The following is a 17,695-nucleotide window of genomic DNA, read 5'->3' as shown; positions in this document are numbered from 1 at the left end:
AGCATGGCCCTGCACGAACAAGAGCTTCTTCTCGATATCGATCGCATGTCTGTCGAACTCGGGCCGCCTGGCCAACGCGTTCGTATCGTGCGCGATATCTCCATATCGCTCGCAAGAGGCAAGATCACCTGCATCGTGGGAGAATCCGGTTCCGGCAAGAGTGTTTTTGCCATGTCGCTCATGCGACTGATAGCAGAAGAGATTTCCAGCATCACCGCCGATCGCGCGCTTTTCGAGGGCGAAGATCTGACCAGCCTGAACGAACGCGATATGCAGCGGTTGCGCGGCGGTCGGATGGCAATGATCTTCCAGGAGCCGATGACCAGCCTTAATCCCGTTTTCACGATCGGCGATCAGATCGCTGAAGCTGTACAGCTCCACCAGAAGGTTTCCTCGCGGCAGGCGCGAGACAAGGCGCTCGCCGCCCTTCAAAGCGTCCATATCCCGGCCGCGGAGCGCCGGCTCGACGCCTATCCGCACGAGCTGTCCGGGGGCATGCGCCAGCGCGTCATGATTGCCATGGCACTTGCCTGCGAGCCCTCGCTATTGATTGCCGACGAACCGACCACAGCGCTCGACGTCACCATTCAGGCGCAGATTCTGGCTCTGCTGCTGGAACTTCGCGAACGCTCCGGGATGGGCATCCTGTTCATCACTCACAATCTCGGTGTGGTGGCGGAAATCGCCGACGACGTCGCGGTCATGTATGCAGGCCGTGTTATCGAAAAGGCGCCTGCAGCATCCCTCTTTGCCGACGCGCAACATCCCTACACCCTGGCACTGCTGGCGGCCATGCCGCATTTGAACGGTTCAGTCGATCGGCTGGAACCGATCCATGGACGCATGCCGCCGCCATGGGAAGAGGAAACCGGCTGCCGGTTTGCGCCACGTTGTCCCTTCGCCGCAGACGAATGCACGAAGCTGCCGCAGCTTCGCGAAATCGACACAGATCACTACGTTGCCTGTTGGCGTGCACCCGTGGAGGGCTTGGCATGACACCGCTACTTGCCGCGGAAAATCTCGTCAAATCCTTCTCCGTCTCGACCGGATGGCGCAATACGAAGCGCTTCTATGCGGTCGACAACGTCAGCCTGCACGTAGAACGCGGACGCACACTCGCGATCGTCGGAGAATCCGGCTGCGGCAAGAGCACGGTTGGCTCGATGCTGCTTCGACTTCAGGATCCCGATAGCGGTCGTATCCTTCTTGATGGCGCAGGCGTGATGACGCTTGATCGGGATGGACTGCGCCGTTTTCGACGCCGGGTCCAAGTCGTTTTCCAGGATCCTTTCGCCTCGCTGGATCCACGCGAACGCATTCGTGACGTGCTGATGCGGCCGATGTTGCTCCACCAGCTTTGCGACAAGGCCGAGGCGCCGAAGCGTGCCGCCGCCCTGATGGAGGCGGTCGGCCTTTCCGCCAGCCAACTCGACCGGTTTCCGCATCAGTTTTCCGGCGGCCAGCGGCAACGGATCGCGATCGCCAGGGCGCTCTCCGTCCAGCCCGATGTGATCATCTGCGACGAGCCCGTTTCCGCGCTCGACGTCTCGGTGCAGGCGCAGGTCGTCAATCTGCTGCAGGACCTGCAACGCGACACTGGTATCGCGCTCATCTTCATCTCCCACGATCTTTCCGTGGTGCGCCACCTGGCCCACGAGGTGGCCGTCATGTATTCCGGCCGCGTCGTCGAGCAAGGAGAGACCAAGCCGCTTTTCGAGCGACCGAGCCATCCCTACACACAGGCTCTCCTGGCCGCTGCACCGACCATCGAGGCTCCGAAACGCGCTCCGACGCTGCTTTCCGGCGAGCCGCCGGACCCCACCGATCGTACACCAGGCTGCCGTTTTGCCGCCCGTTGTGCATATCGAACCGAGCAGTGCCTTCAAGAGGAGCCGGCGCTCATGAAGATCGAAGGTAAACATCTAGCGGCCTGCTACTTGGCGAAAACCTTGCCGCCCGTCTCCAACGCCGTGGACGTCCTGTCCGAAACACCGGCCGCGGCACGGATTGCTGCCTATCGCCGTGCGCGTGACGGGCAGACGATTTTGCCTGGGGAGATGCAGAAATGAAGCTGCTCATCTCCCGCGTTCTTTCCACCGTTCCCGTGCTCTTCGGCCTCTGCGTCCTGTCCTACACGCTGCTTGCCATGATTCCCGGCGACCCGGTGACTGCGATGCTCGGTATGGATGCCTCGCCGGACGCGATCGCAGCGCTCCGTGCCAAGTTCGCGTTGGACCAGCCGCTGCCGATCCGGTTCCTGTCCTGGTTCGGGCATCTGCTGACCGGTGATCTCGGACGCTCCATCCAGTCGGGCCGCCCGGTGCTGGATATGGTCATGACGGCCTTGGTGCCGACCATACAGCTTGGTCTTGCAGCACTCCTGATTTCGTTGCTAATCGCGATACCGGCGGGTGTCATCTCGGCTTCGCGACGGAACACGGCGGCGGACTATGGCGTCTCGCTGCTTTCCCTTGCAGGACTTTCACTGCCGAGTTTTTGGCTGGCCATCCTGCTGGTGCTGTTCCTGTCGATCCGTCTGCAGCTCTTTCCGTCCACCGGCTATGTTGCCTTCAGCGACGATCCAGCGTCGGCACTGCGCCACATCACCCTGCCGGCCATCACGCTCGGGGTTGCTTTGGCCGCCTCGACAATGCGCATGACACGAGCAGCCATGCTCGAGGTCCTGAACGCCGACTATATCCGCACTGCCCGTGCGAAGGGCCTCCCGCGGCGGCGCGTCATTTGGAAGCATGCCCTGCGCAACGCCCTCATTCCCGTCACGACCCTGGTCGGCTTGCAGCTCGGCCAGCTCATGGGCGGCGTCGTCGTGACCGAAACGGTGTTCGCATGGCCTGGCATCGGCAAGCTGACTGTCGATGCCATTTTTTCCCGAGACTATCCTGTCGTACAGGGCGCGATCCTCGCCTCTGCAGTGCTGTTCGTTTTCATCAACCTTGCGACCGATTTGTTATACGCGGTCCTCGACCCCAGACTGAGGAAACGCACATGAGCTCGGTCTTCGTCTCGCATTCGCTCGTTCGCCGCCTTGCGGAAGACAGTCGCAGTGGGCTCGGCATGTCGCTTGTCGCTTTGCTCGTCGTCTCGGCAATCTTCGGCCCCATGCTCGTGCCTTACGGCCCCGACGCCGCGGACTTCATGGCGACGCTCGCCCCGCCATCCTCCAGCCACTGGCTCGGCACCGACGACCTCGGCCGCGACGTCCTCTCGCGCATTCTTGCCGGAGCGCGGGTCTCGCTTCTCGTCGGGTTCTTGAGCGTTGGTGGCGCCGTTCTCATCGGATTGCCCATTGGCCTTTCCGCCGGCTATTTTGGCAAGAAGACCGATGCGGTACTTATGCGCTGCATGGATGTGCTCCTCGCTTTCCCCGGCATTCTCCTCGCTTTAGGCATCACCGCCGCGCTTGGCGCATCACTCCCCAACACGATCGTCGCAATCGCCGTGATCAACACGCCGACGATCGCTCGCGTCGCGCGCGCGCAAACCATGCTGATCTCAAGCCTCGACTACGTGAAGGCCAATCGCGCGCTCGGCTTCGGCCACACCACCATCATGCTGCGAAGCATATTGCCGAATGCCATGTCGCCGGTGCTGGTGCAGGCTTCGCTGCTGCTTGCCTCCTCGATCATTACCGAATCCTACCTCTCGTTTCTCGGTCTTGGCGTGCAGCCGCCGACACCGACCTGGGGTACGATGCTGCGAGATGCCGTAAGCTTCATCGATCAGGCGGATTGGCTCGCCTGGTTTCCAGGAGCGGCGATTTTCCTGACGGTGCTTGGCTTCAACCTGTTCGGAGACGGCCTGAGAGATCGACTCGATCCGCGCGACTGAAAGCCAATTCAGCAATCCCCGACCTGACCGGAATTCTCAGAAGGAATGGATTACAATGACCAAGAAAGTGCTTCTCGTCGGCGAGAGCTGGGTGAGCTCCGCTACTCACTACAAAGGCTTCGACCAATTCGGCAGCGTTACTTTTCACCTGGGCGCCGAGCCGCTGGTAAAGGCGCTTGAAGGCAGCGAATACGAGCTGACCTATATGCCCGCCCACGAAGCTGTCGAGAAATTCCCTTTCGACATGGCAGGCCTCGACGCCTATGACGCCATCATCCTGTCGGATATCGGCTCCAATTCTCTCCTTCTGCCGCCAACCGTCTGGCTGCAGTCGAAGACAGTCCCGAACAGGCTGAAACTCATCAAGGCATGGGTTGAAAAGGGCGGTGGCCTGCTGATGGTCGGCGGCTATTTTTCCTTCCAGGGCATCGACGGAAAGGCCCGCTGGCGCCGAACACCGGTAGAAGACGTTCTACCGGTTACGTGCCTTCCCTATGACGACCGCGTCGAAATGCCGGAGGGTTCAACACCTGTCGTCGTAGATCCGGAGCATCCCATCGTGACAGGCCTTGACGGGGAATGGCCCCTGCTTCTCGGCGTCAACGAAGTACAGTTGCGCGAACGTTCCGATGTCAAACTGCTGGCGCGCCTTCCGGACGACCAAGGCGGACACCCCCTGCTCGTTCTCGGCAAACATGGCGAAGGCCGCACCGTTGCCTGGACCTCCGACATCGGACCTCACTGGCTTTCACCCGCTTTCTGTGAATGGGAGGGCTATGGCCGGCTGTGGAAGAACATCCTCGGCTGGATGACAGAAACGCGTTGACTGCAGCAAGCGAAGCAGGAACGGCCGACAGCAAGTCCATCCGGCCGTCCTGATCAATAATGCCACATTAACTCCAAGAGGTTTTGACTTGGACGGGGCCATATTCCGAACTAGACAGCCTCGAAATCCCGAATTGGACGCGCGTAGATTCCAGATCAGACGAATTTCAACGGGTTAATGAATGGAAAGCAGAACACCTCAGATCAGCTCTACCCAAGGGGCGCGTCTGATCGAGTACGGACGGCATTGAGCGACACACCGGTCGTTCTCGTGAACGGCCCCCGTCAATGCGGCAAGACCGCCTTGGTGCGCTCCCTATTTAGAAAGCGATTTTCTGATCGACTGCTTTCAGTCTTGGGCGGATAGGCCTTCTCGATTATTTCAATGTCGGCTGCCCAGGCAGCGAGCATCACGAAATGCTGGACACCTTCCATCCGCTTGGCCGCATTGGCGCAAAGCGAGCGAAGTGGCCAGTGCCGTCGTATTGCTTGAGCCAGCAGAATTCGTCACAGGCGAAATCCTACACGTTGACCGCGGCCAGAGCGGCGGTCGCGAATTCATGGCCTCGCTGCCGCTTTGCGCAGTAGAAAGCAGTACTCGTCCAGGTGGACGGCGATCGACAGTTAGCGGCTTCATGCACCGCGGGAACGTCGGCGACTTTGCCCTAGACCCACGTTCTTCGCGAGCCGCGATCGAACTTCGGCGTATGAGGGGGCAACCATCGGATAATCAGATTGAAGGTGCCATTTCTCGCGGTACTCTTGAGGCGATTGCGCGTGATGGGTCATCAGATGGCGCTTGAGCGATTTAAAGTCTACGCCGCATTCAAGGCACGTGAGGTGATCGTCATGCACGGATTTCCTGATGGAAACCGCCGGCCTTTGTTTGGCCGCCGCCGGTACAATCGAAGATGACGTCGCCTGCAATGCCGAATGGATGCCGGAGATCAGTTTGCCGAGTTCAGACACCGGCGTAAAATGCCTGGCAACATACGCTGATACGATCGAGGACGTCAGCGGACCGTAATTCCCCTGCAGTCCTTGTCCCTTGTTGTTTACCATCAGGCATTCCTTTCTCTGAACTGATACATTTGCCGCGACATACCGCACTCAAGGCACCTAGCCTGAGCAATATTAGATTCGCCTCGCAAAAGAACCCCGTCAAACTAAGGGAGTTCGGTACACTATCGAGCTGCATCGCTGTCGCTAATCTTCCAAAAAGTGGCTGGGTGGATATTCAGCGTCTACGTGACACACGATCAGATGGAAGCGATGACGCTTGCCGACTGGCTGGTCGTTCTCAATGCCGGTCGGATCGAGCAATTCGGAACACCCATCGAACTCTATGAAGGGCCGGCCACGGCTTTCGTTGCGACCTTATCGGATCGCCGTCGATGAATCTTCTCCAGATGACCGATGGTTTTGTGTTATCGACCCGCGATGCACCGACAGAGCAATGCAACAGTCGGAATTCGCCGAGAAGATATTCGGTTGGCCGAAAGCGGAAGCGTGATCGCCTTTCGCGCACGGGTACGGGTTCAAGCAATGGAGCTGGTCGGTGCAGAAAGCTGCGTCTACGGTATTCTTGCCGATGGCCAATCGATCATCGTCCGCCGGCCGTTGGCGAGCGGGTGACGCTGAGATTCCAGTCTTCGGATTTGCTGCTTCTGCCATAGCACCATTTTCAGTCGATTGGGCGGTTTGGGGGCGCCACGTTCGCGAAAAACTGGAACTGCCGACGGACCTGGCGGCGCAGCTTCGATTTCGCCTTCTCCTCGATGAGCAAGAACAGCTTCTGCAAATCGGGTTCGGCGACGCGGGCGGTCGCTTCCTCGCAGGAGACCCAAGCATAGCGGCGCTGCCCCCGTTCCTTGAAATCCTTCACAATATGATGGACCTTCAGCGCATGGGTTTGAACGACACAGGGCCGCCGCTCCCCGTCAGCCATCAGCTTCGTGTAGGTGAATTCTCCCAGCGGACGTTTGCAGACCTTGCCCTTGACGCCCGCTTCCTGCAGCGCCTCGACTTCCGCGACCCGATGGGGCGGCTTGTCTTCCATCGGCCAGCCTTTCGGGATTGCCCAACGGCCCGTCTCGCGCGTCGTGATCAGCAGATATTCAACGACGTTTTCATGCCGATTGATGCGATAGCAGAGCGCGGCGTATTGCCGGCCGAACTCACCGCTAGAGGCATTGGCAACAACACCAGTCGACTGTTCCATCGATTGCTACTCGGCTCCCATCGAATCGCCAAGGGACTTAATATGAGTTTAGCCTAAGAAATGACACCGGCAATGGTTGTAGGCTTAATCGGATTACAATTAGTAACCTCGTCAGCGGTTCGGCGTTTCTTTCCTGTTTGAAAGCATCTCGGGTAGCGTGCCTTGAGCTTCGGTCTCGGCTCTTCAAAAGCGCAGCCCATAATCCGCCGGACGGCTCGATGTTTGAATCAGGTCCACATTCAGCATGTCGCTGGAATCGACCTGCTGCGCGATCTCCTCGCTCGACTTGCCGTGTTCCGCCCTACGTTTCATCAGTCTTTGTCGCAAGGTCTCTCCAGGAACATCCAACATCATGGTCGTATCGAAGGTGAGAGCGTTCCACCCATCCCGATCCAGCAGGAGATAATTGCCTTCAACGAGAACCAGGCGCACCGATTGTGGAATAATGCGAGCCCCTGCCCGCGCAATCTCCAGCGAGCGATCGAAGACCGGCAGCGCGATTTCTTTGACCGCGTTGCGCCGGAGCCGGTCCAGCATGTGGAAAAAACCTTCGATGTCAAAGGTCTCAGGGGCGCCCTTGCGCGGGCGCAATCCCCGTGGGATCAAAACCTGGTCATCGAAATGATATCCGTCCATCGGGAAGACGGCAGCGTAACCGGGCGTTTTCGCGTTCAGAACGGTTTCCATTCTTTCGGCCAAGGTCGATTTACCGGAGCCGGGTGGCCCGGCAACAGCAACGATCCGTCGTTCGCCGTCCGCGATGTTCGCGAGAAGATCGACAAGCTCTTGTTCGGATATATATTTCATTGCGCGCTTCCTGGATCAGATTTCGCGCGCGAGCCAGCGAACCATATTGGTCATCAGTTGGTCATATCCTCGCCAGCGCATGAAGTCGTCGGAGAGCCAATGGGGTCCGATATCTGTCGCCCATGCCAGCGATCGACCGGCGCCATAGTCGCGAACGGCCAGAAGCGGCAGTTCTCTTCCTCGGATGGAGCATTGGACCAAGCCAACCGCTTTGTCATCGGTCCGAAGGACAACACGATTCATTCCAAGCACGAAGGGAAGCTGCGATGGGACACCAGTTAGAACCGGGTGGCCTCCATCGATCACAATGGGATCGAGGCCTTCCGGCGCCTCAAGGCCATCGGGTCCAGCACTGATCTCGACCGGCAGGCACTCCTCAATAGCAGTGCCGTGGAACATAGCTGATCCGTCCATGCCCTGGAAACAGGTGTAGCCACCCGCCATCAGCAATGCGCCGCCCTGCTCTACCCAATGGCGAAGAAGCTCCAGCCTGTTGACTGATCGCTGCCCCGCTCGGGTTTCAGGTGTGTATAGCAGCGACAGCGCGCCGACATCGGAGATCACGACAACCGAATATTGCCAGAGCGCTTCCAGTGTCGTCGGAAACTCGGCCTCGCATCGTTCGCCGCCGATCTGGACGACATCGATCCCATGGGCGGCGAGTGCCTGGATGTATCGCGTCGCGCCATTGGAGTAGCGGGATGATGACCCGACCTCCAACCCCTTGGAAGCGAATGCGGTGACGTGGAAAGTCTCGCCCGCAAGAAGTACCGGCTTCATGACAGATCCTCGATGGAGAAGGGTGAGCAACGCCATGTCGGCGTTGCTCCGTTTCAAAGTCAGAACTTGAATTGTTCGACGTTGCTCGGCGTTACGATCTTTGCCGGCCCGAGCAGAACCTCGCCCTTGGCTCCAACCTTGTAGGATCCGAGACGACCGGCGGTGAAGGTTTCGCCTTCCTTGCCGCTGACTTTGCACTCGGCGACGGCCTGCGCGGCGTAATATGTCAGGTAGCCGAGATCCTTGACGTTCCACCAGATGTCCTGGACGGAGCCGTCCTGAATATACTTCTTGATAAGAGTGGCGGGCGCCAATCCAGTCAGCTTGATCTTGCCGAGAAGACCGGCCTGCTCCATGGCGCGGGCGGCGGCTGGCAGACCAATGCCGGCAGGAATGATGATGCCCTTCAAGTTGGGAAACGCCTGTGCAAGGCCCAGAGCCTGCTGCTGATTCACCTGTTCGCTTTCCTGACCATAGGCGACCTGCACCAGCTTCATCTTCGAATATTTCTTGTCGGCCGCCATCTTCTTTTTCATGAAGTCGATCCAGGCGTTCTGGTTCGTGGCCGTCGGCGTGGAGGACAGGATCGCAAAATCGCCTTCGTAGTTGATGAGTTGCCCCATCGACTCCAGCATCATTTCGGCCAAACTATCGCCGGCTGCCTGGTTCAGGAAGAGCGTGCGGGAATTCGTAGCGACGTCGGAGTCGTAGGAGACGATCTTTACGCCCTGCTTTTCGGCGCGACGAAGTGCGGGAGCAACGGCGTTGGCATCGTTCGCCGAAATCGCGATGACGCCGACCTTCTGGGAAACCAGATTGTTGATGAAATCAATCTGGGCTTCTGCTGTCGCCTGGGAGGGTGCCTGCTTGATCGCCTTGCCGCCGATCTCGGCTGCGGCCTCTTCGGCCCCGGTCTGGGCGACCTGGAAATAGGGGTCCGTGTCGAGCTTCGGCAGGAAGCCTACGGTAATAGGCGCCTTGGCGCAGTCGGCCGCACTTGCCACTCCGAAGCTTGCAATCAGTGTGCTGGCGAGAAGCAGCGATGTCAAAACTGTCGTTTTCATGAAGTTTCCTCCTCCGAAAGTCCGGCTTGAGTGAACATTGCGAGCCACCGGATGCTACTCGCTTGTCTTGGTTTTGAAGTAGTGGGTTCTAACGCTGGCGAAGATGCGCTCGGCCGCATTGCTGGCGAGCAGCGAGACGATCAGCAGCAGTCCGATGACCGTCCCTTGCGCATCGCCGCCAATCTGCAGAAGGCCAAGAACGTTTCGGATCGTCGCAAACAGGAGCAGAGCCCACAAAACACCCGTCAGCTTGCCCTTGCCTCCAAAGACGCTGATGCCGCCAAGGAGCGCGATCGTTATCACATCCAACTCGATGCCAAGCGCATTGTTGGCTCGAGCGTTGGCCAGCCGTGCAGCGTAGACCATCCCGGCAGCGGCGCAGACGACACCCGACGTGATGAACAGACCCAGCACCGTCCGAGCAAGACGGATGCCCGAGTATCGTGCCGCCTCGGGACTTCCGCCGATGGCATATATCCGGCGTCCCAGCGGCATCCTTTGCAAAGCGATTGCGAACATCGGCGAAAGAACGATGAATGGCGCGATGGTCCAGGGAACCGGCGTATCGCCGACGGTATTGATACCAAAATCGAGGAAGCTGTCGGGAAAGTCGTTGATCGAGTCCGAGCCGAGCAGAATATAGCCGATACCCCGGAACAGCGCCATTGTTCCCAGCGTAACGACCAGCGACGGCAAGCCCAGTTTCGTCACAAGCACGCCATTAAAGGCGCCGCAAGCGGCTCCCGCCAGCAATGTCAGGGGAATGGCAGCGTAGAGGGGAAACTCCGCCTGCACCATCAGGCCGAATACAACGCTTGTGAGCGCCAGCGTGCTGCCGACCGAAAGGTCGATCTCGCGGGCGATGATAAGAAACACCATCGGCAGCGCGATCAGAGCTCGTTCCGAGATTCCCGCGACGGCCTGCGAAATATTGAAGGTCGATGCGAAGTTCGGCACCTCGAGGATTGCGTAGAGGATCACGACAATGGTGATCGCAGCCAGGAAGTTGTCCCAGTTGCCGATACGGGCGACGAAATCAGTCTTTTCCTTCGATTTGTCGATCATGAGTGCGCTCCTCCGCGGGCCGCTCTTCGGGCGACATAGGCGTCGATGCCGATGGCGATGAGGATGACGAGACCGTAGACACCCTGAAGCCAGAGGGGGTCGACGCGCACGAGCGTGAGGCCATTGTTGATCACCAGGAGCAGCAGGGCGCCGGCGGCGACGCCGAGCACGGTGCCGGCCCCCCGCGAACGGCGACACCGCCGACGACGACGGCGGCGATGACCGTCAACTCGAAGCCATAGGCAACGCGCGCATCAACCGTGGCGTATCGGGACGCCCAGAGAGCGCCGTCGAATCCCGCGAGGAGACCGGCTGCGGCAAATGCCAGCAGAATGCGAGGTCTCGCGGGGATCCCGATGAGCCTTGCACCTTCCGGGTTGGAGCCGATTGCATAAAGTTCGCGTCCAAGCGAGGTGTAGCGAAGGACGTAGCCTGCAATCAGCAAGGTGGCGACGGCGATGAGAATGATTGCCGGAACGCCAAGGATGTTTGCGCTGGTCATGTCCAGCCAAGCCTGCGGCACCTGGTCGGCACTGACCTGAGTGCCGCCCGCCCATATGCTGTTCAAGCCGCGGAAAACGGACATCGTGCCCAATGTCACGACAATGGCCGGCACCCGTCCATAGGTGATGATCACCCCGTTTACTGTGCCGGCAACCAGGCCGATCGCGCAGGCAAGAAGCAAGCCGCCGATCACGCCTATTTCCGGATGGGCATGAAGGGTCGAAGCTGCGCCATAAGCCGCCAGCCCTATGATCGCAGCGACGGACAGGTCGATGCTGCGCGTTATCAACACCAACATTTGCGCAACGGCGACGATCATCAGCAGACCGGCGTCCATGGCCAGAGCGGAGAGGTTCGATCCGCTCAACATGCGAATGTTGAGGATTGAAATTGGAACGATCACGGCAAGCATGGCTGCAACAAGCCCAAATTCACGCCGGGCAAATATCCGCTTTAACGGGCTTTGATGCGAACTGAGCTCGATGTGCTCGATCCCTGTATGGACCGGCTGGGCGACAACCTCTCCATCGATCTTCTGAACGATGGCATCCGTTGCTGCGGCAATCACCTTTTCCTGCGTGGCCTCGTCGCGTTCGAACCTGCCGGAAATATGTCCTTCCCGCAGCACAATCATGCGGTCAGACATTCCGAGAAGCTCGGGAAGCTCCGACGAGATCAGGATGATTGCCATGCCCTGGCTGGCGAGATCAGCCATCATCGCATGGACGTCGGCCTTTGCCTGGACGTCAATGCCCTGGGTGGGCTCGTCGAGGATCAGAATCCGAGGCTTGGTCGCCAGCCACTTCGACACAACGACCTTTTGCTGATTGCCGCCCGAAAGAGAAGTGACCGGCTGTTCGTAGGAACTGAAGCGCAGACGCAATCGATCGAGGAAGGGTTCGGCGAGCCGCAGTTCTTTCGAGCGAGACATCATCCCGCCACGCGTTGCCTTGTCGAGAACGGTGAGCGACGCGTTGTTCAAGATCGAGAAGTCCATCACCAGGCTTTGGCCAATACGATCCTCGGAGACGTAGGCGATGCCCTGTTCCATCGCTTCGCTTGCGGACGAAAAATGGACGACACGGCCATCTACCGCGATGGAACCTGCAGTCGGCCGATCGATACCGAACAGCACGCGAGCGATCTCCGTGCGGCCGCTTCCCACCAACCCTCCGAAGCCGAGAATTTCTCCTGCCTTGAGCTCAAAAGAAATGTCGTCGAAGGTGCTACTGCGCGACAAGCCATCAACCTTGAGGACAACGCTTCCAGGAGCCGAGGTATGACGAGGGTAAAGCCCATCGAGCGCACGACCGACCATCATCTGGATAGCGCGCTCGCGGGACAAATCCGCGGTCAATTCGGTACCGACGAGCCGTCCGTCACGCAGGACCGCGATCCGATCGGACACGCGGTAGATCTCATCCATGCGATGGCCGACGAACATCATTGCCACCCCGCGCTGCCGCAGAGAGCCCACGACGGCGAAGAGCCGCTCGACTTCGCGCTGCGACAGGGCTGCCGTCGGTTCGTCCATGATCAGCACCCGAGCATCCAGCGACAGGGCGCGAGCAACTTCGACCAATTGCTGCTCGGAGGTCCTGAGTTTGCCCAGAGGCTGGGAAACGTCCGCATCGAGGCCGACGGTCTTTAGGAGACGGGCCGCCTCCGCCTGCATGGAGCCGTGATCGAGCTTCCACGATGCTCCAGTCTGACCAATGAAGAGGTTTTCGGCTATGCTGAGGTCCGGAAACAGACCCGGATGCTGGTGCATCACCGCGACACCCGCATGCTGGGCCTCGAGGGGTGAAGAGAAGCGCCGCTGCTGGCCGCCGATGACAATCGAACCCATGTCCGGCCGATGGACGCCCGCAAGCACTTTCACGCATGTGCTTTTGCCGGCGCCGTTCTCGCCAAGCAAAGCCAGAACTTCACCTGCCCGAAGCTCGATGCTCACGTCCGATACGGCGACGGTACCGCCGAAGACCTTGGTTACACCAACGAGCGACGCTGCGACTTCAACAGTGTCTTTCGATGCGGCCGCAGGCATGGAGACATCCTCAAGCATGCTTGCCAACATCAGTGCGCAAAGCCGCGATTACGATCCGGCAACGGGAAGAAATCATGGGGTCCTCACCACAAACTCATTCCGCCAACTCCTACCGCGGAATAATTAAAGCAAGTTACTATAATTGGAATTGAACTTCGTCAAGAGGCATCGTAGTGTCGTTTTGACAATCGGAGATCGGCGCGTAAAACAGCGCGAATTCACGGGATGTGCGGAGCCGACAAACATGGCAGGCAAGGGCAGCAATTCGATGCAGTTGCGCTATTACAACGAACGGGTCGTTCTCGACGCCGTTCGGCGGTCGGGCGAGGCATCCAAGGCCGAAATTGCACGATACGCTCACCTTACCCCGCCTGCAGTTGCGGCGATCGTCGACGCCCTTGTCGACGGCGGCTATCTCGTGGAGAACGGCAAGCGTTTTGGCGGGAAAGGACAACCGTCTGCGATGTACCGATTGGCAAACAACGGCGCATTTTCGATCGGGCTCCATGTCGGCCGCCGTGCGCTCGATGCCATATTGACCGATTTTGCAGGCCAGACGGTGGCCTTCGAGACCCATGACTACGATCATCCCAATCCGGTCGGAATCAGACAATTGGGCGATGAGGCGATTGCCCGATTTCAGAGTGCTTTGGGAGCAAGTGATCGCAAGCGTCTCGTCGGCATAGGTATCTCTGCTCCGTATTTCATCGGAGGCTGGGATGCGGAACTCGGCTTTCCTTCTGAGGTCCAGCTCGAGTGGCGCACGTTCGATCTAAGATCGTACTTTGCTGACAGGTATGATCTTCCTGTGATGATCGAGAACGACGCCTCGGCCGCTGCAATCGCGGAACTGGTCTACGGCGTGGGCAGGCGGCACTCCGACTTCCTGCACCTTTCGCTCAGCACCTTTGTCGGCGGCGGCCTCGTGCTTGACGGCACGTTGCAAACAGGTCCGAATGGCAACACGGCAGCCTATGGCCCCTTTCCCGTGACGTATTCGACTCTGAACTCTGTGCCGAAGCCTCCGGGGAAATTCGATGTGCTTTTGCATCGCGCTTCGATTTTTACCCTGGTGAACCATCTGAGATCGAACGGCTTCCAGATCACGCGGGTTCGCGATCTCGATCCCATGCCATCTGCCGCGCAGGTTCTGGTATCGGAATGGCAGGACGATTGCGCTGATGCCCTGGCCCAGGCCCTTATCGGTAGCATCTCCGTTGTCGACGTCGAGGCCGTTGTCATTGACGGACTGTTGCCAAGACCTCTGCTCGTAGACACCGTGGAGCGGGTCAAGCACTGTTTTGTCGAGATGATGCCGCCCGGCCTAATCCCGCCGGCGATCACTGCCGGCGAGTTGGGCGCGCGCGCTTCCGCTTTAGGGGCAAGTCTGATGCCGCTCTATGCGATGTTCGGTCCTGACACGGGCGTACTGATGAAGAAGGGCATCGACAAGAAACCCCTTATGATTGGTTCGGAGTACAATCGGCGCGGCTGAGAAAAGTGAAGTGACAATCAAAGAAATTCTCCCGGCTTCGCTCACGTGCAGGACTTGATGCCCTCCAGACTTGCTCTTGAAAGGATTGGAACCTGCGACCCTGTCAGCGGACGTCCTGCAGCATCCTCGCGGCGGAGGAAATAGACAAGGCAGTTACATCATTCTTGAGCGGGAAGGAGACTTCGCCTGGATAGAGGACGAGACGTTGTTCGGGCTCAAGATCTTTACAGGCGAGAAAAAAACCTTTCTCAAGCGTCGGACTTAGGCTTCGCTTGATTTCAACCGCCCAAGGCCGGCGCCCAGGCAATGTTAATAGTAGATCGATTTCCGCACCTGCAGCGGTCCGGTAAAAATTCGCCGTGGTTCCCGTCGGGGCAGCAGCGATCAACGTTTCTATGGCAAAGCCTTCCCAGCTTGCTCCGGCAACGGGATGGCCTAGCAATTGCTCTTCATTTGCCAGGCCCAGAAGTGTGTGGGTCAGTCCGCTATCCCGAACATAGATCCGCGGGGATTTGACCAACCGCTTGCCTACGTTGGCATGCCAAGGTTCCAATCGTCTCACTAGGAGGAGACCCACAAGCAGGTCGAGATAGGACGCAACAGTCTTGCCGTCGACGCCAAGTGATCGCGCGAATTCGGCGCCGTTAAGAAGCCCGGATTGGTGGTGGGCGAGCATTGTCCAAAATCGCCTCAAGGTTTCCGCAGGAATCCGAGGGCCGAGTTGAGGAATATCGCGCTCCAGATAAGTGCGAATAAAATCCTGCCGCCAGCGCTGGCTAATGTGGTCTCCCTCGGCGAGAAAACTGTCTGGAAAGCCGCCACGGACCCACAAGCGGGAAATATCTTTTGTCGGAACCTCAAGACCATCGATCGGATGCATTTCCAGATAGGCAATGCGCCCGGCAAGGGTTTCACCGGACTGCCGCAATAAGTCGATCGAGGCCGATCCGAGAAGGAGGAACTGGCCGGCTTTACGACCGGATCGTCGGCCGCGGTCGATAAGGCCACGGAGGTTCTGGAATAGGTTCGGCAATCGGTGGACTTCGTCGAGAATTACCAATTTATCCGTGTGCTGGCTGAGATACAGCTCCGGCTCGCCCAGCTTGGCGCGATCCGCGTCCGATTTCAGATCGAGATAGATCGACGGTCGTGTCTCGCTGATTTCAAGCGCCAAGGTCGTTTTGCCCACCTGCCGGGGGCCAATCAGCGCCACCGCGGGACTGGAGCCGAGTAAGTCTTGGAGGTCTGACTGAATCCTGCGTTTTATCATACCTTGCATTTATGGACCTCCGCTCCAGATTTGCAAGGACAAAGAGGGCGGCGGGTCGAGTTCGAGCGTTTCGTGACACTGGACTAAAGCGATCAGGCCAATGCGCGTCACTATGATACAAGCAAAAAGGGTGCGGAACCGGCCGGACGTCTTGGAGAAGAAATTGCCGGGACTTGCGTGTCTCTTGAAGAGACCTGAATCGTCGACCCGCGACTGTGTGGGGAGAAGAAATTGCTATATTCAGGCCCCAGATTGACGATCCCGATTTACGGGATACGGAGAGGCGGTATCGTCGCATCGCATTTAGGCGTAGGTAGAATTATCGACTTAACCAGCGAGATCGAAAACTGGACCGCTGTAAGAGGCAATCACCGGTGAACGGCGGCGATAATTCGAACTCGCATCCCCCTAAAACGTCGCCGCTGCGCGCAGTCCAACGACCGTCGCGTTGGGAATAGTCTTGCCTGGTTTGTCGGGATCTTCAGCATTTGCGCCGGGCCGGATGATATATTGGAAGAAAGGTTGCAGAGACAGAGCCGGCGTAACAGCTGCCTGGTAGGTTATCTCGATGACCTGCTCCGCCGTTGGCTCGGGCACCGAACCCCCGAAGGTATTTTCCGTCTTGGCAAAATTCCGCGCGCCGGAGGACGCATGCGCGAAAGCGTAGCTGATACCGGCGATATCATCGCCTCGCCCTGGCAGAAGCCCCTTGTATGTCAGCCCGCTATCGAAATACCAGTCCGTCAGATTCCGGTCGGACTGTGGTGCGACTGCGACACGAAGGAAGCCGTTGAGTCCGTTGTCGCTACTGCCATGCTCCCCCCACAGCGTCTGATCGATGATCGCGTAAATCGCATAGTCGCCCGAAAGCCGCGCCGGTACTCCGTCCGAAGCGGGATCGGCAAGCGACAGACCGCTGCGATCAGCTAAGAGACTGTCGAACGTTTCGGAATTGTACCACGCGCCGATCTTATATATGCCGGGTAACCCGGAACTGTCCTTCGATGGCGTATAGCTATAGGCCGCTTCGGCAATCGCGAGAACGCCATCTCCCAGCGGAAAGCCCAGCCCGTTTTTGTTTCCATCAGGATCCGAGCCAGTCGGGCTGCCGTTGAAGATCGCAGCTTGCAGCGTCCATGCATCATTCGGCTTGAATATCGCTTGAACCGCAGGGACCGCATAGGGATAGGCGGGCCCCCCGCCTGGCAGATCATTGGCGAAGATCCCGGGCCAGCCAAAGGTCGAATTCACGAACAGGGCAGCATTGGTGCTGATGGCGAAATTCTGGTCGGCGAGGATCTGTCCGGCCTTGAACGTCAACTTCCCGTCTGAGAGCTCTTGTGACAGATATAATTCGCTCAATCGGACACCCGGGTCGGCCTCCAGGGAGCTGGTCTCCAGCAGGTTGCCGACCTTGCTTCCAAGGCCCTGCCCCTGCACCGCATATCCCGAGGCATGGACCGTCGCTCCGTCCCAGCCGAAAAGCCTGCCCAGATCGAAATCGCCTTGAAGCTGGAAGGCACCTGCGTAACCAGTGCCCGTGTTGATGCCGCCCGATACGTTCGCAAGGCCGTCACTCTCTTGCGTCAATGTGAAGGTGACGCCACGGTCACGTAACCAATCTCGGCTGCCGGACCAATTGCCCGTCAATGCAGTGCTAGAATAGTCCAGCGGCTGGCTTTCATCGGCAAACACCGGGGACCCGGCAAGAGTGGCACAACTGCAGACTACAAAGCGAAATCGCACGCGCCACCTCTTTTCAAGGAAC

At 58.8% G+C, this 17,695-nt stretch carries 16 protein-coding genes and 2 pseudogenes; 8 read left to right on the top strand and 10 right to left on the bottom strand.

Annotated elements, in window-relative coordinates:
* Positions 1–3 precede the first annotated feature (3 nt).
* From EV561_RS26245 to EV561_RS37965, 6 genes and pseudogenes are all read left to right on the top strand, one after another.
* The gene (locus EV561_RS26245; protein WP_207910596.1) at positions 4–996 is read left to right on the top strand and encodes an ABC transporter ATP-binding protein; all 993 of its coding nucleotides are present in this window, start codon (positions 4–6) and stop codon (positions 994–996) included.
* On the top strand, positions 993–2,069 hold the full coding sequence (locus tag EV561_RS26240) for an oligopeptide/dipeptide ABC transporter ATP-binding protein (RefSeq protein WP_132526032.1): 1,077 nt from the start codon (positions 993–995) through the stop codon (positions 2,067–2,069). The genes EV561_RS26245 and EV561_RS26240 overlap by 4 nt, the downstream gene beginning before the upstream one ends.
* On the top strand, positions 2,066–3,010 hold the full coding sequence (locus tag EV561_RS26235) for an ABC transporter permease (RefSeq protein ID WP_132526030.1): 945 nt from the start codon (positions 2,066–2,068) through the stop codon (positions 3,008–3,010). Before EV561_RS26240 ends, EV561_RS26235 begins: the two co-directional genes overlap by 4 nt.
* Complete coding sequence (locus EV561_RS26230) at positions 3,007–3,849, top strand: ABC transporter permease (protein WP_132526028.1); 843 nt, start codon at positions 3,007–3,009, stop codon at positions 3,847–3,849. The genes EV561_RS26235 and EV561_RS26230 overlap by 4 nt, the downstream gene beginning before the upstream one ends.
* Before the next feature lie 55 nt (positions 3,850–3,904).
* The gene (locus EV561_RS26225) at positions 3,905–4,675 is read left to right on the top strand and encodes a glutamine amidotransferase (protein ID WP_132526026.1); all 771 of its coding nucleotides are present in this window, start codon (positions 3,905–3,907) and stop codon (positions 4,673–4,675) included.
* A 419-nt stretch (positions 4,676–5,094) separates the two neighbouring features.
* A pseudogene (locus EV561_RS37965) lies at positions 5,095–5,225 on the top strand (SDR family oxidoreductase); the annotation flags it as partial.
* An 82-nt stretch (positions 5,226–5,307) separates the two neighbouring features.
* On the opposite strand, the gene EV561_RS26210 reads toward EV561_RS37965, so the two are convergent.
* Positions 5,308–5,736 carry a MucR family transcriptional regulator gene (locus EV561_RS26210; RefSeq protein ID WP_132526024.1) on the bottom strand — a complete coding sequence of 143 codons (429 nt, stop codon included), beginning with the start codon at positions 5,734–5,736 and terminating at the stop codon, positions 5,308–5,310.
* 177 nt (positions 5,737–5,913) lie between these two features.
* On the opposite strand from EV561_RS26210, the pseudogene ugpC reads away from it, so the two are divergent.
* Positions 5,914–6,288, top strand: a pseudogene (gene ugpC, locus EV561_RS38440) (sn-glycerol-3-phosphate ABC transporter ATP-binding protein UgpC); the annotation flags it as partial.
* A 70-nt stretch (positions 6,289–6,358) separates the two neighbouring features.
* On the opposite strand, the gene EV561_RS26200 reads toward ugpC, so the two are convergent.
* The 7 genes from EV561_RS26200 to EV561_RS26175 all read right to left on the bottom strand — a co-directional run bounded on the left by EV561_RS26200 (position 6,359) and on the right by EV561_RS26175 (position 13,162).
* Positions 6,359–6,895 (bottom strand): NUDIX hydrolase, encoded by a 537-nt coding sequence (locus tag EV561_RS26200; protein WP_207910595.1) that lies wholly within the window; start codon positions 6,893–6,895, stop codon positions 6,359–6,361.
* 183 nt (positions 6,896–7,078) lie between these two features.
* Positions 7,079–7,702: a nucleoside triphosphate hydrolase gene (locus EV561_RS26195; protein WP_132526022.1), complete on the bottom strand. Its 624-nt coding sequence runs from the start codon at positions 7,700–7,702 to the stop codon at positions 7,079–7,081.
* Between the two features lie 15 nt (positions 7,703–7,717).
* Positions 7,718–8,482: a glutamine amidotransferase gene (locus EV561_RS26190; RefSeq protein WP_132526020.1), complete on the bottom strand. Its 765-nt coding sequence runs from the start codon at positions 8,480–8,482 to the stop codon at positions 7,718–7,720.
* A 59-nt stretch (positions 8,483–8,541) separates the two neighbouring features.
* Complete coding sequence (locus EV561_RS26185; protein ID WP_132526018.1) at positions 8,542–9,546, bottom strand: rhamnose ABC transporter substrate-binding protein; 1,005 nt, start codon at positions 9,544–9,546, stop codon at positions 8,542–8,544.
* Positions 9,547–9,600: 54 nt separating this feature from the next.
* A complete protein-coding gene (locus tag EV561_RS26180; protein ID WP_132526016.1) occupies positions 9,601–10,611 on the bottom strand; it encodes an ABC transporter permease in 1,011 nt (336 codons plus the stop codon).
* A complete protein-coding gene (locus EV561_RS37955) occupies positions 10,608–10,781 on the bottom strand; it encodes a hypothetical protein (protein ID WP_245512935.1) in 174 nt (57 codons plus the stop codon). The genes EV561_RS26180 and EV561_RS37955 overlap by 4 nt, the downstream gene beginning before the upstream one ends.
* Complete coding sequence (locus EV561_RS26175; RefSeq protein WP_245512933.1) at positions 10,742–13,162, bottom strand: ATP-binding cassette domain-containing protein; 2,421 nt, start codon at positions 13,160–13,162, stop codon at positions 10,742–10,744. Before EV561_RS26175 ends, EV561_RS37955 begins: the two co-directional genes overlap by 40 nt.
* Positions 13,163–13,406: 244 nt before the next feature.
* Between EV561_RS26175 and EV561_RS26170 the strand changes: the two genes are divergently transcribed.
* Positions 13,407–14,657 carry an ROK family transcriptional regulator gene (locus tag EV561_RS26170; RefSeq protein WP_132526014.1) on the top strand — a complete coding sequence of 417 codons (1,251 nt, stop codon included), beginning with the start codon at positions 13,407–13,409 and terminating at the stop codon, positions 14,655–14,657.
* A 103-nt stretch (positions 14,658–14,760) separates the two neighbouring features.
* Here the strand turns inward: EV561_RS26170 and EV561_RS26165 are convergent, their stop codons facing one another.
* Positions 14,761–15,927 (bottom strand): ATP-binding protein, encoded by a 1,167-nt coding sequence (locus EV561_RS26165; RefSeq protein ID WP_132526188.1) that lies wholly within the window; start codon positions 15,925–15,927, stop codon positions 14,761–14,763.
* A 408-nt stretch (positions 15,928–16,335) separates the two neighbouring features.
* Positions 16,336–17,673 carry a carbohydrate porin gene (locus EV561_RS26160; protein WP_132526012.1) on the bottom strand — a complete coding sequence of 446 codons (1,338 nt, stop codon included), beginning with the start codon at positions 17,671–17,673 and terminating at the stop codon, positions 16,336–16,338.
* Between the last annotated feature and the right edge of the window lie 22 nt (positions 17,674–17,695).

The organism is Rhizobium sp. BK376, assembly GCF_004341625.1.
Taxonomy (GTDB): domain Bacteria; phylum Pseudomonadota; class Alphaproteobacteria; order Rhizobiales; family Rhizobiaceae; genus Rhizobium.
Note: the sequence above shows the minus strand (reverse complement) of the source record. Positions and strands in the feature narration are given on the sequence as shown.

Coding starts and splice junctions, on each gene's coding strand:
- EV561_RS26170 (WP_132526014.1), top strand. CDS start 13,407: ATGGCAGGCAAGGGCAGCAATTCGATGCAGTTGCGCTATTACAACGAA.
- EV561_RS26180 (WP_132526016.1), bottom strand. CDS start 10,611: ATGATCGACAAATCGAAGGAAAAGACTGATTTCGTCGCCCGTATCGGC.
- EV561_RS26185 (WP_132526018.1), bottom strand. CDS start 9,546: ATGAAAACGACAGTTTTGACATCGCTGCTTCTCGCCAGCACACTGATT.
- EV561_RS26240 (WP_132526032.1), top strand. CDS start 993: ATGACACCGCTACTTGCCGCGGAAAATCTCGTCAAATCCTTCTCCGTC.
- EV561_RS26225 (WP_132526026.1), top strand. CDS start 3,905: ATGACCAAGAAAGTGCTTCTCGTCGGCGAGAGCTGGGTGAGCTCCGCT.
- EV561_RS26235 (WP_132526030.1), top strand. CDS start 2,066: ATGAAGCTGCTCATCTCCCGCGTTCTTTCCACCGTTCCCGTGCTCTTC.
- EV561_RS26230 (WP_132526028.1), top strand. CDS start 3,007: ATGAGCTCGGTCTTCGTCTCGCATTCGCTCGTTCGCCGCCTTGCGGAA.
- EV561_RS26165 (WP_132526188.1), bottom strand. CDS start 15,927: ATGATAAAACGCAGGATTCAGTCAGACCTCCAAGACTTACTCGGCTCC.
- EV561_RS26210 (WP_132526024.1), bottom strand. CDS start 5,736: ATGGTAAACAACAAGGGACAAGGACTGCAGGGGAATTACGGTCCGCTG.
- EV561_RS26195 (WP_132526022.1), bottom strand. CDS start 7,702: ATGAAATATATATCCGAACAAGAGCTTGTCGATCTTCTCGCGAACATC.
- EV561_RS26200 (WP_207910595.1), bottom strand. CDS start 6,895: ATGGAACAGTCGACTGGTGTTGTTGCCAATGCCTCTAGCGGTGAGTTC.
- EV561_RS26190 (WP_132526020.1), bottom strand. CDS start 8,482: ATGAAGCCGGTACTTCTTGCGGGCGAGACTTTCCACGTCACCGCATTC.
- EV561_RS26175 (WP_245512933.1), bottom strand. CDS start 13,162: ATGCCTGCGGCCGCATCGAAAGACACTGTTGAAGTCGCAGCGTCGCTC.
- EV561_RS26245 (WP_207910596.1), top strand. CDS start 4: ATGGCCCTGCACGAACAAGAGCTTCTTCTCGATATCGATCGCATGTCT.